We start from the raw sequence: 14,470 nt of genomic DNA, 5'->3' as shown, positions 1-14,470 counted from the left end.
CACTGGAAAACGGGACGGCCCGCGCCGCCCTCCCGCACTCGAGGTGGTGATGACAGACAGAGCGATACGCAGCCAGGCCTGGGCCGGCGGTTCCGACGCACCGGAAAAGAGCGCCCTGGACATCGGTTTCATGGCGCTGACCGATTCGGCCTCGCTGATCGTGGCCGCCACCCAGGGCTTCGCCCAGCCCTACGGCCTCACGCTCAATCTCAGGCGCCAACCGTCCTGGGCCACCTTGCGCGACAAGCTGCTCAGCGGCGAGCTGGATGCCGCGCAGTGCCTGTACGGGCTGGTCTACGGCGTCCAGCTCGGCCTCGGCGGCAGCGCGGCAAGCGAGATGGCGGTGCTCATGGGACTGTGCCAGAACGGCCAGGCGATCAATCTTTCCGAACCGCTGAAGCAGGCTGGCGTGACCAGTGCGGAGGCACTGCTCCGGCATCGGCGCCAGAATGGTGCACGCCTGACCCTGGCGCAGACCTTTCCCACCGGTACCCACGCGCTCTGGCTGAACTACTGGCTGGCGAGCATCGGTCTGCATCCGCTGCACGACGTGCACAGCGTGGTGGTTCCACCGGCGCAGATGGTCGGCCATCTCCAGGCCGGGCGCATCGACGGGTTCTGCGCCGGCGGACCCTGGGGCGCCCTGGCCGTGGACCAGGGCCAGGGCTTCACCATCGCCACCAGCCAGGCGATCTGGCCGGACCACCCGGAAAAGGTCCTCGGCACTACCCGCGCCTTCGTCGACGCCTACCCGAACACCGCCCGCGCGCTGGTCATGGCGGTCCTCGACGCCAGCCGCTTCATCGAACAGAACGCCGAGAACCGCCTGGGCACCGCGCAACTGATCAGCGGCCGCGACTATGTCGACGCTCCGCTCGGCGCGATCCAGCCGCGCTTCTTCGGCCGCTACCAGGACGGCCTCGGCAACGCCTGGCAGGACCCGCATCCGCTGCGCTTCTACGCCGACGGCGAAGTCAACCGGCCCTGGCTCTCGGATGGCATGTGGTTCATGACCCAGTTCCGCCGCTGGGGCCTGCTGCGCGAAGACCCGGACTACCTGGGCATCGCCCGCAGGGTCCAGCAGACCGCGCTGTACCGCGATGCCGCGACGGCCCTTGGCCTGCGCCTGGACGGCGCCGACATGCGCCGCTCGACGCTGATCGACGGGCGCACCTGGGACGGCAGCGACCCCGCCGGCTACGCCCGCAGCTTCCCGATCCACGCCCTGGCCGAAACCGGCCAGGGCATCGACCTCTGACCCTGGTGCGCCCGCCATGCTGCGTATCCTGCTGATCGACGACACGCCGAAGAAAGTCGGACGCCTCAGGGCCGCCCTGCTCGAGAGCGGTTTCGAAGTGGTGGACGAGTCGGGGCTGACCATCGACCTGCCGGCTCGCGTCGAAGCGCTGCGTCCCGACGTGATCCTGATCGACACGGAGTCTCCCGGCCGCGACGTGATGGAGCAGGTCTGCCTGGTCAGCCGCGACCAGCCGCGCCCGATCGTGATGTTCACCGACGAGCACGATCCGGGAGTGATGCGCCGCGCCATCCAGTCCGGGGTCAGCGCCTACATCGTCGAAGGCATCCAGGCCAGCCGCCTGCAACCGATCCTCGACGTGGCCATGGCGCGCTTCGAGAGCGACCAGGCGCTGCGCGCTCAACTGCAGGCGCGCGAGGCGCAGCTGGCCGAGCGCAAGCGCATCGAGCTGGCCAAGGGCCTGCTGATGAAGATGAAGCATTGCGGCGAGGAGGAAGCCTACACGCTGATGCGACGCCAGGCCATGAGCCGCCAGCAGAAGCTGATCCAGGTCGCCGAGCAGATCATCGCCATGCACGACATGCTCGGCGGCTGAATCCGGCTGGGCAGCTGGCGATCATATCGCCAGCCACCCTGCTGGCCCCCGGCGCAGAGCGGCGCGGCTATGCTCGTGCGCCCGGAACGGCCCTATCCGTTCTGGGAGCTACCCCCTCGCCACCCTCGACTAGCATGACCAGGGAGGCCCGCAGTGGACGCCCAGGGCTAGGAGCCGCAGGCGTCCGCCCGAACCGCACCGCCGACTCAGCGGTCAGGAGATGCTCAGCATGATCGATCTCAGCACCTGGAACCTTACCATTCCCACCGAACCCACCCCGCAGGTGATCACCACCCAGCAACTCAACAACGGCTACCAGAGCCGGTACTTCCAGCAAGGCAACGATGGCGGCCTGGTCTTCTGGGTGCCCATCGACGGCTCGCACACCGAGGACAGCACCTATCCTCGCACCGAACTGCGCGAAACCCAGGCCGACGGCAGCCTCGACAACTGGTACTACTGGCAGGCCGACAACGAACTGCGGGTGACCATGAGCGTCGAGAAGGTCCCCTCGAAGAACAAGGTGATCATCGGCCAGATCCACAGCAAGTCGCCACAGACCGACGACGGCGAACCTCTGGTGAAGCTGCAGTACTACTACAAGCCCGAGGAAGGCCTCGGCCGGGTCGAGGCGCTGGTACGCAACCACCCGGACGATTCCTATAGCCGCAACGTGTCGATCCTCGAGCAGGTACGCCTGGGCGAGCGCTTCAACTACAGCCTGCGCGTCACCTCCAGCGGCGAGTTGGCGGTGCGCGCGCGCAGCCAGGACGGCGAAGAGGACGCTTACTACCAGACCCTCGGCAGCGCCTGGAACGACCAGTTGCTCTATTTCAAGGCCGGCGCCTACGTGAACGACAACGCCGGCGACAGCGGCGAAGGCAGCCGCGTGACCATCTACCACCTGAACACCGCCCATCGCTGAACCGCCGACGGCGCACGGACGCGCCGCCCCAGCCCTGTGCAAGCCCCCGACGCCTGCCACCGCGGCGTGCACGCCCGACGCCATGGTTGTCCCTGCAACCGCTCTACGCCGCGCTTTCGACAACTTGGCAAAGAGCTTGCTACGTCCTGCCTGACGGTAGCCAACGGCGGTTACCCATCCCCGACAAAGACGTCGCGCGGCCTCTCCTTCCCGGCAGAGGCCCGTGGCGTCTTCGTCGTTTCGCCCCAGCGTCGGGGCGGGTGGGTGGTCCGCTGTCGGACGCTCACCTTGTAGCGATGCAACTTCCGCCGGGCGGCCGTTCCGCCCCGATTCCGCTGGATACGAGGTGTTCGATGAACAACAGCTTCTGGAAGGCCGGCCATGCGCCGACCCTGTTCGCGGCGTTTCTCTATTTCGACCTGAGCTTCATGGTCTGGTACGTGCTCGGCCCGCTGGGGGTGCAGATTGCCGGCGACCTGCAACTGAGCACCCAACAGCGCGCGATGATGGTCGCCACGCCGATCCTCGCCGGCGCCGTACTGCGCTTCCTGCTCGGCCTGCTGGCCGATCGCTGGTCGCCGAAGAGCGCCGGCATCCTCGCCCAGATCATCGTCATCGCCGCCCTGGCAGCCGCCTGGCTGCTGGGCGTGAACAGCTATGCGCAGGCACTGCTGCTGGGGTTGTTCCTCGGCTTCGCCGGGGCATCCTTCGCCGTGGCCCTGCCGCTCGCATCGCAATGGTACCCGCCGCAACACCAGGGCAAGGCCATGGGCATCGCCGGCGCGGGCAACTCCGGCACCGTGCTCGCCGCCCTCTTCGCCCCCGGCCTGGCCGCCGCGTTCGGCTGGAACAATGTGTTCGGCTTCGCCCTGCTGCCGCTCGTCCTGACCCTCCTGGTGTTCGCCATGGTCGCGCGCAACGCCCCGCAGCGGCCGGCGCCCAAGGCCATGGGCGATTACCTGAAAGCCCTCGGCGACCGCGACAGCTGGTGGTTCATGTTCTTCTACAGCGTCACCTTCGGCGGCTTCCTCGGCCTGGCCAGCACCCTGCCCGGCTATTTCCACGACCAGTACGGCCTGAACCCGGTGACCGCCGGCTACTACACCGCCGCCTGCGTCTTCGCCGGCAGCCTGATGCGCCCGCTCGGTGGCGCCCTCGCCGATCGCATCGGCGGCATCCGCAGCCTGCTGATGGTGTACACCCTGGCCGCCATCTGCATCGCCGCGGTCGGTTTCCACTTGTCCAGCGCGATGGCCGCCCTCGGCCTGTTCGTGGTCGCCATGCTCAGTCTCGGTGCCGGCAATGGCGCGGTGTTCCAGTTGGTACCGCAGCGCTTCCACAAGGAAATCGGCGTGATGACCGGGCTGATCGGCATGGCCGGCGGCATCGGCGGCTTCTGCCTGACTGCCGGCCTTGGCGCGATCAAGCAAAGCACCGGCGACTACCAGCTCGGCCTGTGGCTGTTCGCCAGTCTCGGCGTGCTGGCCTGGTTCGGCCTCCACGGGGTGAAGCGGCGCTGGCGCACCACCTGGGGCTCGGCCGCGGTTACCGCCGCGCGGGTCTGAGCGTGGGGCTGCGACTGAGCATCGGCGAGGCCAGCGCCTGCGGGCCTCGCACGGAAAACCAGGACGCGCTGCGGGTGGTCACCCCGGCGCCGGCCCTGGCCGCCAGCAAGGGACACCTGCTGGCCATCGCCGACGGTGTCAGCCAGTGCGCCGATGGCGGCCTGGCGGCGCGCAGCAGCCTGCAAGCGCTGGCCCTGGATTACTATGCGACTCCGGAAACCTGGGCCATCGTGCAGTCCCTGGACCGCCTGCTGCTGGCGCAGAACCGCTGGCTACAGGCCAACGGCGGCGGCCAGCCGCTGCTCACCACCCTCACCGCCCTGGTGCTGCGCGGCACCCGCTACACCCTGGCCCACGTCGGCGATTGCCGGGCCTACCTGTGGCGCGACGGCGAGTTGCTCCGGCAGACCAGCGACCACGTCTGGGAACAGCCGCACATGCAACACGTGCTGACCCGCGCCCTGGGACTGGACCAGCATCTGGTGGTCGACTATCTGGAAGGCGATCTGGAGCCCGGCAGCCAGTGGCTACTGGTCAGCGACGGCGTCTGGGCGACGCTGGGCGACAGCGGCATCCGCAGCATCCTGCGCAACGCCGAAGAGCCGCAGCGCAGCGCCGAGGCTCTGGTTCGCGCCGCCCACCTGGCAGGCAGCCAGGACAACGCCAGCGCCCTGCTGGTGCGCGTGGAAGCCGTGCCCGCAGGCAGCCTCGGCGACGCCCTCGCGCAACTGGGCCACTGGCCACTGCCGCCACCGCTGAAGCCCGACCAGCTCTTCGAAGGCTGGCGGGTCCGGCAGTTGCTCGGCGAATCCCGCCAGTCCCTGCTCTACCGGGTCGAGGATGGCCAGGGCCAACCCTGGCTGCTGAAGACCCTTCCCGCCGCACGTGCCGACGATCCGCTGGCAACCCAGGCCCTGCTGCTCGAGGAATGGTTCCTGCGCCGCGTCCAGGGCCGGCATTTCCCCGAGCTGCACGGATTGGCGCAACGCCAGCATCTGTATTACCTGATGCGCGAGCACCCCGGAGAGACTCTCGCCGAGCGCTTGCGCAACCATGGTCCGCTGTCGCTGCCGGAGTGGCTGGGGCTGGCCAACCAGCTGCTGCGCGGGCTTGGCCAGTTGCATAGACGCAACCTGCTGCACCGCGACCTCAAGCCGGAAAATCTCCACCTCGGCCGCGACGGCGAGCTGCGCCTGCTGGATTTCGGTCTGGCCTGGTGTCCGGGATTGTCGCGCGAAGACCCCCATCTGCTACCGGGTACGCCCAGCTACCTGGCGCCGGAGTGCTTCTCCGGCACCTCGCCCTCGGTGCGCCAGGATCTCTACGCCACCGGCGTCTGCCTCTACCAGGCGCTGACCGGGCGCTATCCCTATGGCGAGATCGAAGCCTTCCAGCACCCGCGCTTCGGTCGCCCCGTCCCGCCCAGCCGCTATCGCCCCGACCTGCCGGCCTGGATCGACGACCTGCTGCTGCGCGCCGTCGCCTGCGACCCCGCACAGCGCTTCGAGACCGCCGAGGAATGGCTGCTCTCGCTGCAACAGGGAGAAGCGTTGCCGGCCGCGGCAACCCGCCCATTGCTGGAGCGCGAACCGCTGCAGACCTGGCGCGCCATCGCCCTGCTGTCCCTGGCCGCCAACCTGGCGCTACTCCTGGTCTGGCTGAAGGGCTGAGTGGCACCAGCCCGGTGCGATACGCCCCGGCACGGAGCAGAAAGACCGCGGTGAGGCCCCGCGTTATCCCTGCAAGGCCATGGAGATAGGCAATAGCGCAAGTTGGCACGGCGCCTGCTTGGGTTCTCCCGACAATCGACAACAAAGCGCCTGCCTCAACGACGAGGCGGCGTTTCCCGACCGAACGGGACCTGGACAAAGGCGTCCTGCTGGCAACAGCGGGACGCCTTTTTTGTTTGCGCCAACCTTATGCAGGAGCTCCTCCGCATGAAGAAGATCAAGCTGGTGATGGTCGGCAACGGCATGGCCGGGGTCCGTACCCTGGAAGAACTGCTCAAGCTCAACTCGGACTTCTACGACATCACGGTGTTCGGCGCCGAGCCCCATCCCAACTACAACCGCATCCTGCTGTCCCCGGTGCTGGCCGGCGAGCAGACCTTCGAGGAAATCGTCCTCAACGACCTCAACTGGTATGCGGAAAACGGCATCAAGCTCCTCCTCGACCGCAAGGTGGTGCAGATCGACCGGGTCCGCCGCAGGGTGGTCGCCGCGGACGGCAGCGAGGCCGAGTACGACCGCCTGCTGCTGGCCACCGGCTCGGTCCCCTTCATCCTACCGATACCCGGCAATCGCCTGCAGGGCGTGATCGGCTACCGCGACATCGCCGACACCCAGGCCATGATCGACTGCGCCCGGACCCACAGCCACGCGGTGGTGATCGGCGGCGGCCTGCTCGGCCTGGAGGCGGCCAACGGCCTCAAGCAACGCGGCATGGACGTGACCGTCGTGCACCTCTCCGACTGGCTGCTGGAACGCCAACTGGACCGCACCGCCGGCAAACTCCTGCAAGGCGCGCTGGAAGCCCGCGGCATCCGCTTCCGCCTGAACACCCAGACCCAGGAACTGATGGACAACGGCAGCGGCCGGGTCTGTGCCGTGCAGTTCAACGACGGCGACGTGATTCCCGCCGACCTGGTGGTAATGGCCGCCGGCATCCGCCCCAATACCGAGCTGGCCGAAAGCGCGGGCATCCCCTGCAACCGCGGCATCCTGGTCAACGACACCCTGCAGACCTACGACCCACGCATCTATGCGGTCGGCGAATGCGCCAACCACCGTGGCATCGCCTACGGCCTGGTTGCGCCGCTGTTCGAGCAGGCCAAGGTCTGCGCCAACCACCTGGCTCATCTCGGCTACGCCCGCTACCAGGGCTCGGTGACCTCGACCAAGCTCAAGGTGACCGGTATCGACCTGTTCTCCGCCGGCGACTTCATCGGCGGCGAAGGCAGCGAGACCATCACCCTTTCCGACCCCATCGGCGGCGTCTACAAGAAGCTGGTGATCAAGGACGATGTACTGGTCGGCGCCTGTCTCTACGGCGACACCGCCGACGGCGGCTGGTACTTCCGGCAGATCCGCGAGAACCACAACGTCGCGCAGATCCGCGACCACCTGATGTTCGGCGAGAACGCCCTCGGCGATGTCGGCCACCAGGGCCAGAACAGCGCCGCGAGCATGCCCGACACAGCCGAAGTATGCGGCTGCAACGGCGTCTGCAAGGGCACCATCGTCAAGGCCATACAAGAACACGGCCTGTTCAGCGTCGACGAAGTCAAGAAACACACCAAGGCCGCCAGCTCCTGTGGCTCCTGCGCGGGATTGGTGGAACAGATCCTGATCAGCACCGTCGGCGGCGCCGCCGACGTCAAGCCGAAGAGCGAGAAGGCCATCTGCGGCTGCAGCGACCTCAACCACGGGCAGATCCGCAAGGCCATTCGCGAACACCGGCTGACCAGTCTCGACGCCGCCATGCGCTTCATGGACTGGAAGACCCCGAACGGCTGTGCCACCTGCCGCCCGGCCCTGAACTACTACCTGATCTCGACCTGGCCGGGAGAAGCCAAGGACGATCCGCAGTCGCGCCTGATCAACGAACGCGCCCACGCCAACATCCAGAAGGACGGCACCTACTCGGTGGTACCGCGGATGTGGGGCGGCGTGACCAACGCCGCCGAGTTGCGGCGCATCGCCGACGTCGCCGACAAGTACCAGGTGCCGATGGTCAAGGTCACCGGCGGCCAGCGCATCGACCTGCTGGGGGTGAAGAAGGACGACCTGCCGGCCATCTGGAAAGACCTCGACATGCCCTCCGGACATGCCTACGGCAAATCCATCCGCACCGTGAAGACCTGCGTCGGCAGCGAATTCTGCCGCTTCGGCACGCAGAACTCGACGCAGCTGGGCATCGATCTGGAACACGACCTGTTCAACATGTGGTCGCCGCACAAGGTCAAGCTGGCGGTCTCCGGCTGCCCGCGCAACTGCGCCGAGGCCGGGATCAAGGACGTCGGCATCATCGGCGTGGACTCCGGCTGGGAGATGTACATCGGCGGCAACGGCGGGATCAAGACCGAGGTCGCGGAGTTCTTCGTCAAGCTCAAGACCGCCGAAGAAGTGCGCGAATACAACGGCGCCTTCCTCCAGCTCTACCGCGAGGAAGCCTTCTACCTGGAGCGCACGGTGCATTACCTGCAGCGGGTCGGCATGGAGCACATCCGCAAGGCGGTGGTCGAGGACGCGGAAAACCGCAAGGCGCTCAACGACCGCCTGCAATTCGCCCTGTCCTTCGAGCAGGACCCATGGAAGCAGCGCATCGAACAGCCGCAATTGAAGAAGGAGTTCGAACGGATTCCGCTCAAGCAACTGGAAAACGTCTGAATCCCTTGTCCGGGCCGTCCCACGGCGGCCCTCCCCCTACCGGAGTGAACCGATGAACTGGCTGGATATCTGCGCCCTCGATGAAATCAACCCGCTGGGCTCGCGCGTGGTCGCCGGCCCGAAAGGCGACATCGCCATCTTCCGCGCCTCCGACGACCAGGTCTTCGCCCTCGATGACCGCTGCCCGCACAAGGGCGGCCCGCTGTCCCAGGGCCTGATCTACGGCAAGCGAGTGGCCTGTCCGTTGCACAACTGGCAGATCGAGCTGGAGAGCGGCGAAGCCGTGGCCCCGGACCAGGGCTGCGCCCATCGCCACCCGGTGCGGGTGGAGAACGGACGGGTGCTGCTCGGCCTGGACAGCGTGGCGCTGTGCGCCTGATCTCTCGCCGATAACAGGAGCCGAGCATGTCGACAGATTCCCCGCTGCGCACCACCGCTTCGACCTGCTGCTACTGCGGCGTGGGTTGTGGCGTCCTGATCGAACACGACGGCGAACGCATCCTCGGCGTGCAAGGCGATCCGCGGCACCCGGCCAACTTCGGCAGACTCTGCAGCAAAGGCGCCAGCCTGCACCTGACCGGCGACCTCCAGGCCCGCGCGCTGTACCCCCAACTGCGCCTAGGCAAGCAACTGGCGCGGGCTCGCAGCGACTGGGAGAGTGCCCTGGAACATGCCGCCGGGCGTTTCGCCGAGACCATTCGCGAACACGGGCCGGACAGCGTGGCCTTCTATATATCCGGCCAGTTGCTGACCGAGGACTACTACGCCTTCAACAAGCTGGCGCGGGCCCTGGTCGGCACCAACAACATCGACAGCAATTCGCGTCTGTGCATGTCCTCGGCGGTAGTCGGCTACAAGCGCAGCCTGGGCGCCGACGCACCGCCCTGCAGCTACGAAGACCTCGACTGCGCCGACTGCGTGCTGATCGCCGGCAGCAACATGGCCTTCGCCCACCCGGTCCTGTTCCGACGCCTGGAGGCCGCCAAGGCCGCTCGGCCGGAGATGCGCATCGTCGTGATCGACCCGCGGTGCACCGACACCTGCGAGCTGGCCGACCTGCACCTGGCGCTGCTGCCCGGCACCGACGTCGCACTGTTCCACGGCATCCTGCATATCCTGCTCTGGGAGGACTGGATCGACCGTTCGTTCATCGCCGAGCATACCGAAGGTTTCGCCGACCTGAAGGAACTGGTGCGCGACTACACCCCCGCCGCCGTCGCCGACATCTGCGGCATCGACCGCGCCGACCTGCAGCGCTGCGCCGAATGGATCGGCCGTTCGCCGCGCTTCCTTTCGCTCTGGTGCATGGGGCTCAACCAGTCCAGCGCCGGCAGCGCCAAGAACAGCGCGCTGATCAACCTGCACCTGGCCACCGGCAAGATCGGCCGCGCCGGATGCGGGCCGTTTTCCCTCACCGGCCAGCCGAACGCCATGGGCGGTCGCGAGACCGGCAGCCTGGCCAATCTGCTGCCCGGCCACCGCGAAGCCGCCGATCCCGGCCATCGCGCCGAAGTGGCGCACTACTGGGGTGTGGAACAGTTGCCCACGTCCCCCGGTCTCAGCGCCATCGAGCTGTTCGATGCGGTCCACGACGGCCGGATCAAGGCGCTCTGGATCGCCTGTACCAACCCCGCGCAATCGCTGCCGGACCAGCGCAAGATCCACGAGGCCCTTGCCCGCTGTCCCTTCGTGGTGGTCCAGGAAGCCTTCGCCGGCACGGAAACCTGCCAATACGCCGACCTTTTGCTTCCAGCCGCATCCTGGGGAGAAAAGGAAGGCTCCGTGACCAATTCGGAACGGCGGATCAGTCATGTCCGTCGGGCCGTTCCGCCCCCCGGTGAAGCGCGCCAGGACTGGAACATCGTCTGCGACTTCGCGCGCCGCCTGGAAGGGCACCTGCGTCCCGCTAAACCCGGCCTGTTCGCCTTTGCCGACAGCCGCAGCCTGTTCGACGAATACAAGCTGCTTACCGCCGGCCGCGACCTTGATCTTTCCGGCCTCAGCTACGCACTGCTCGACCGCCTGGGGCCGCAGCAATGGCCATTTCCCACTGGCGCGGAGCAAGGCACCGCACGGCTCTATGCAGACGGCCGCTTCCCTACCGCCTCGGGACGCGCGCAACTGGTCGCCGAACCCTACCGCGCCGCCCAGGAAAAACGTGACGCGCGCTACCCGCTGACCCTCAATACCGGACGCTTGCGCGACCAGTGGCACGGCATGAGCCGGACCGGCACCTGCGCACGCCTGTTCGGCCATGAAGAGGAGGCCCTGGTGCACCTGCATCCCGAGGAACTGCGCCGCCGCCAACTGCGGGACGGGCAGCTCGTGCGCCTGAAGAGCCGGCGTGGCGCCCTGATCCTGCCAGTGAGTGCAGACGACTCGGTGCGCCCCGGCCAGGCCTTCCTGCCGATGCACTGGGGCGATCGCTTCCTCAAGGGCCTGGGCTGCAATGTCCTGACCCTGCCGGCGTTCGACCCCCTGTCGAAACAACCCGAACTCAAGCACGCCGGGGTTCAGGTCGAATCCGTCGAACTGCCCTGGCGCCTGTTCGCGCTGGTGGAAACCGATATCCAGGCGCGTTTCGAGGCCCTCCGTGCGCTGTGCGAAGTCTTCGACCACGCCAGCTTCAGTCTCGCCGGACGCGAGCGCCCCGCCCTGCTGGTCAGCGCCGCACACCATGAGGCACCTGGCGCAGACCTGCTGGAGCGGATAGATCGCCAACTCGAATTGCTCGACGGACCGATCCTCGCCTACGACGACCCACGGCGCGCCATCGGCAAGCGCGTGCGCCTCGAAGACGGGCGCATCGTCGCCGTCCGGCTCGCCGGCGAAACCCTCGCCCGCGACTGGTTGAAAGAACTCTGGCTTACCGGCCGGGCCGATAGCGAGCTACGCCGCTGGCTGCTCGCGCCACTCGGCGCGGCACCGGGACGCCCCAGCCAGGGTGCGGGCGGCAAGACCCTGTGCAGTTGCCAGAACGTCAGCCAGCACACGGTGCTCGGCGGCATCGCCCGCGGATTGGACCTGGACGGATTGAAGCGCGAGTTCGGCTGCGGCACCGGCTGCGGCTCCTGCGTACCGGAAATCAAGAGACTGCTGGCGGCCCCCCGGCCCATGGCGGCGAATGCCTGAGGAGAACGACGATGAGCGGTAAGGTCTGGCTGGTGGGTGCGGGTCCCGGCGATCCGGAACTGTTGACCCTGAAGGCAGTTCGCGCCCTGCAGGACGCGGATGTGGTGATGGTCGACGATCTGGTCAACCCGAGCATACTGGAGCACTGTCCGTCCGCCCGGCTGGTCCGGGTCGGCAAACGCGGCGGCTGCCGCTCCACACCGCAGGACTTCATCCAGCGCCTGATGCTGCGGCATGCCCGCCAGGGACGCAGCGTGGTGCGCCTGAAAGGCGGCGATCCATGCATCTTCGGCCGCGCCGGCGAAGAAGCCGAATGGCTGGCCCGGCACGGGATAGACAGCGAGATAGTGAACGGCATCACCGCCGGGCTGGCTGGCGCCACTGCCTGCGGTATACCGCTGACCTACCGCGGCATCAGCCGCGGCGTGACCCTGGTGACCGCGCATACCCAGGACGACAGCCCGCTGGCCTGGGAAGCCCTGGCACGCAGCGGTACCACGCTGGTGGTCTACATGGGCGTCGCCCGACTCGCGGAGATCCAGGCCGGGCTGCTGGCTGGAGGCATGGCCGAGGATACGCCGCTGGCGATGATCGAGAACGCCACCCTGGGCAACCAGCGCGAATGCCGCAGCAACCTCGGCGAGCTACTGCGGGACGCCGGACGTTTCGCCTTGAAAAGCCCGGCGATCCTGGTGATCGGCGAAGTAACCCGCGACATCGTGTCGCAACCGATTTCCCTGAGCGCCTGACGAGCGGTCTTTTTCCAGGCAAAGAAAAACCCGGCCTGGGCCGGGTTTTTCCTCAGAGGCTCAGCCGATTACTTGGCTTCAGCTTCTACTTCGGCTTCAACGCGACGGTTGATAGCGCGGCCTTCAGCGGTGGCGTTGTCGGCAACCGGGCGGGACTCGCCGTAACCAACAGCGTTCACGCGACCACCTTCTACACCGTACTCGTTGACCAGTACGTCACGAACGGCGTTGGCACGACGCTCGGACAGCTTCTGGTTGTAAGCGTCGGTGCCGACGGAGTCGGTGTGACCTTCAACGGTGGTGGAAGTGGACGGGTACTGCTTCATGAAGTCAGCCAGGTTCTTGATGTCAGCGTAGCTGTTCTCTTTGACCTTGGACTTGTCGAAGTCGAACTTCACGTCCAGCTGTACGCGTACGACTTCGGCGACAGCCGGGCAGCCGTTGGCGTCAACGGTGACGTTGGCCGGGGTATCCGGGCACTTGTCGACGTTGTCGCAAACGCCGTCGTTGTCGGAGTCGGAGCAAACGTCGGCAACCGGTTCCGGAGCCGGAGCGGCTTTCGAACCACCGAAGTTGAAGCCGACGCCCAGGCCAGCCATCCACTCGCCCTGGTGACCGTTGTCACGCTTCTCCAGACCATACTGGCCGTCGAGGCTGGCCTTGGCGAAGAAGTTCTCGGTGAAGTAGTACTTCAGACCAGCGCCGATGTTGGCCATGGTCATCTGCTGACGGCCTTGGCTGTCGCTGTTGATGTTGGTGATGTTCTGGTGAGCCAGACCAGCCGACACGTACGGACGCAGACCTACGCCCGGGGTACCGAAGTGGTAGATGGCGTCCAGAGAGGTCAGGTTGCCGTGGACCTTCTTGTTGCCGGTTTCGTAGGTGCCACGAACGTCATGGTACTCACCGTAGGACAGCGCCAGCTCGACGTCGTCGGTCAGGAAGTAACCGATCGAGCCGCCGTACAGGTCCGCGTTCTTCATGTTGCGAACGCTGTCGGTGAAGTAGCGCTTGCCGAAGGCTTCGATCTCTACCGAGTTCTGGCCCTGGGCAAAGGCGTTCATTGCCGAAGCGGCAACCAGCGAGCCGATGACAACGCCTAAGGTGTTCTTCAGTTTCATCCGTTAAATCCCCATCTTGATGGTCAGTTAGTTGTCCAACAATCAGCCGCACAACTTGGGTGGCAAGTTTATCAGAACTTCCCGCATAGAGAGACAATATTTACCCAACTATGTTTCGGTCGCATCTGAAAACTTTTCGCGCAGGCGGTCCAGTGCCCGCTTGTAGCGCATTTTCGTCGCACTCAGACCCATGTGCATGATATCCGCTATCTCCTGAAACTCCAGTTCCGCGACGAAGCGAAGAACCAGAATCTCCCGATCTATCGGATTGACATGGACGAGCCAACGATCCAATCCGCCCCGCTCCTCAACCTTCGGCGACTTCTCCTCGGAAGCCTCCTCCAGCGGGTCGAGGCTGAGCGCATCCATCAATCGGCGCTTGCGGCGCTCCTTGCGGTACTGCGTGATGCACTCGTTGTACGTGATGCTATATAGCCATGTTTTGAACTTCGACTTGCCCTCAAAGTTCTTCAACCCGTACAAAACTTTCAGCATCACCTCCTGGCACACGTCGTCCGCGTCGCGGTCGTTGCCCAGGTAGCGGGCACAGACGTTGAACAGCGTGCGCTGGTAACGCCGCATCAATTCTTCATAGGCGCGCGTCACGTGGAACAGCTCCGAGTGCGCACGCTCGACCAGCTCTTCATCGGAAAGCTGGCGGGGGTCATACCGCTGTGACAGGGGGTGAGGCTTATTCAAGTGAGATCAGGCCAGTCATATCGTAAGCCGGGCCGCCC

The 14,470-nt window shown here is 66.3% G+C and carries 11 protein-coding genes; 9 read left to right on the top strand and 2 right to left on the bottom strand.

Going from position 1 to position 14,470, the window contains the following annotated elements:
• Positions 1–49 precede the first annotated feature (49 nt).
• The 9 genes from JHD77_RS12005 to cobA all read left to right on the top strand — a co-directional run bounded on the left by JHD77_RS12005 (position 50) and on the right by cobA (position 12,612).
• A complete protein-coding gene (locus tag JHD77_RS12005; protein ID WP_003139948.1) occupies positions 50–1,258 on the top strand; it encodes a CmpA/NrtA family ABC transporter substrate-binding protein in 1,209 nt (402 codons plus the stop codon).
• A gap of 16 nt (positions 1,259–1,274) precedes the next feature.
• Positions 1,275–1,853 carry an ANTAR domain-containing response regulator gene (locus JHD77_RS12000; RefSeq protein ID WP_003087868.1) on the top strand — a complete coding sequence of 193 codons (579 nt, stop codon included), beginning with the start codon at positions 1,275–1,277 and terminating at the stop codon, positions 1,851–1,853.
• A gap of 229 nt (positions 1,854–2,082) precedes the next feature.
• Positions 2,083–2,778 carry a polysaccharide lyase family 7 protein gene (locus JHD77_RS11995; protein ID WP_003087865.1) on the top strand — a complete coding sequence of 232 codons (696 nt, stop codon included), beginning with the start codon at positions 2,083–2,085 and terminating at the stop codon, positions 2,776–2,778.
• Positions 2,779–3,131: 353 nt separating this feature from the next.
• The gene (locus JHD77_RS11990) at positions 3,132–4,343 is read left to right on the top strand and encodes an MFS transporter (protein ID WP_003144728.1); all 1,212 of its coding nucleotides are present in this window, start codon (positions 3,132–3,134) and stop codon (positions 4,341–4,343) included.
• A 74-nt stretch (positions 4,344–4,417) separates the two neighbouring features.
• On the top strand, positions 4,418–6,013 hold the full coding sequence (locus tag JHD77_RS11985; protein ID WP_004342954.1) for a bifunctional protein-serine/threonine kinase/phosphatase: 1,596 nt from the start codon (positions 4,418–4,420) through the stop codon (positions 6,011–6,013).
• A gap of 267 nt (positions 6,014–6,280) precedes the next feature.
• Positions 6,281–8,731 carry a nitrite reductase large subunit NirB gene (nirB, locus tag JHD77_RS11980; RefSeq protein ID WP_003098052.1) on the top strand — a complete coding sequence of 817 codons (2,451 nt, stop codon included), beginning with the start codon at positions 6,281–6,283 and terminating at the stop codon, positions 8,729–8,731.
• Between the two features lie 52 nt (positions 8,732–8,783).
• The gene (gene nirD / locus JHD77_RS11975; protein WP_003139953.1) at positions 8,784–9,110 is read left to right on the top strand and encodes a nitrite reductase small subunit NirD; all 327 of its coding nucleotides are present in this window, start codon (positions 8,784–8,786) and stop codon (positions 9,108–9,110) included.
• 26 nt (positions 9,111–9,136) lie between these two features.
• Positions 9,137–11,863, top strand: a complete 2,727-nt coding sequence (locus JHD77_RS11970; RefSeq protein WP_031756922.1) for a nitrate reductase — start codon at positions 9,137–9,139, stop codon at positions 11,861–11,863.
• Between the two features lie 11 nt (positions 11,864–11,874).
• Positions 11,875–12,612: a uroporphyrinogen-III C-methyltransferase gene (cobA, locus tag JHD77_RS11965; RefSeq protein ID WP_003087845.1), complete on the top strand. Its 738-nt coding sequence runs from the start codon at positions 11,875–11,877 to the stop codon at positions 12,610–12,612.
• Between the two features lie 68 nt (positions 12,613–12,680).
• Here the strand turns inward: cobA and oprF are convergent, their stop codons facing one another.
• The gene (gene oprF / locus JHD77_RS11960) at positions 12,681–13,733 is read right to left on the bottom strand and encodes an outer membrane porin OprF (protein ID WP_003087843.1); all 1,053 of its coding nucleotides are present in this window, start codon (positions 13,731–13,733) and stop codon (positions 12,681–12,683) included.
• Positions 13,734–13,841: 108 nt separating this feature from the next.
• Positions 13,842–14,432: an RNA polymerase sigma factor SigX gene (gene sigX / locus JHD77_RS11955; RefSeq protein ID WP_003098059.1), complete on the bottom strand. Its 591-nt coding sequence runs from the start codon at positions 14,430–14,432 to the stop codon at positions 13,842–13,844.
• Between the last annotated feature and the right edge of the window lie 38 nt (positions 14,433–14,470).

Source organism: Pseudomonas sp. P20, assembly GCF_016463925.1.
GTDB lineage: Bacteria > Pseudomonadota > Gammaproteobacteria > Pseudomonadales > Pseudomonadaceae > Pseudomonas > Pseudomonas aeruginosa.
Note: the sequence above shows the minus strand (reverse complement) of the source record. Positions and strands in the feature narration are given on the sequence as shown.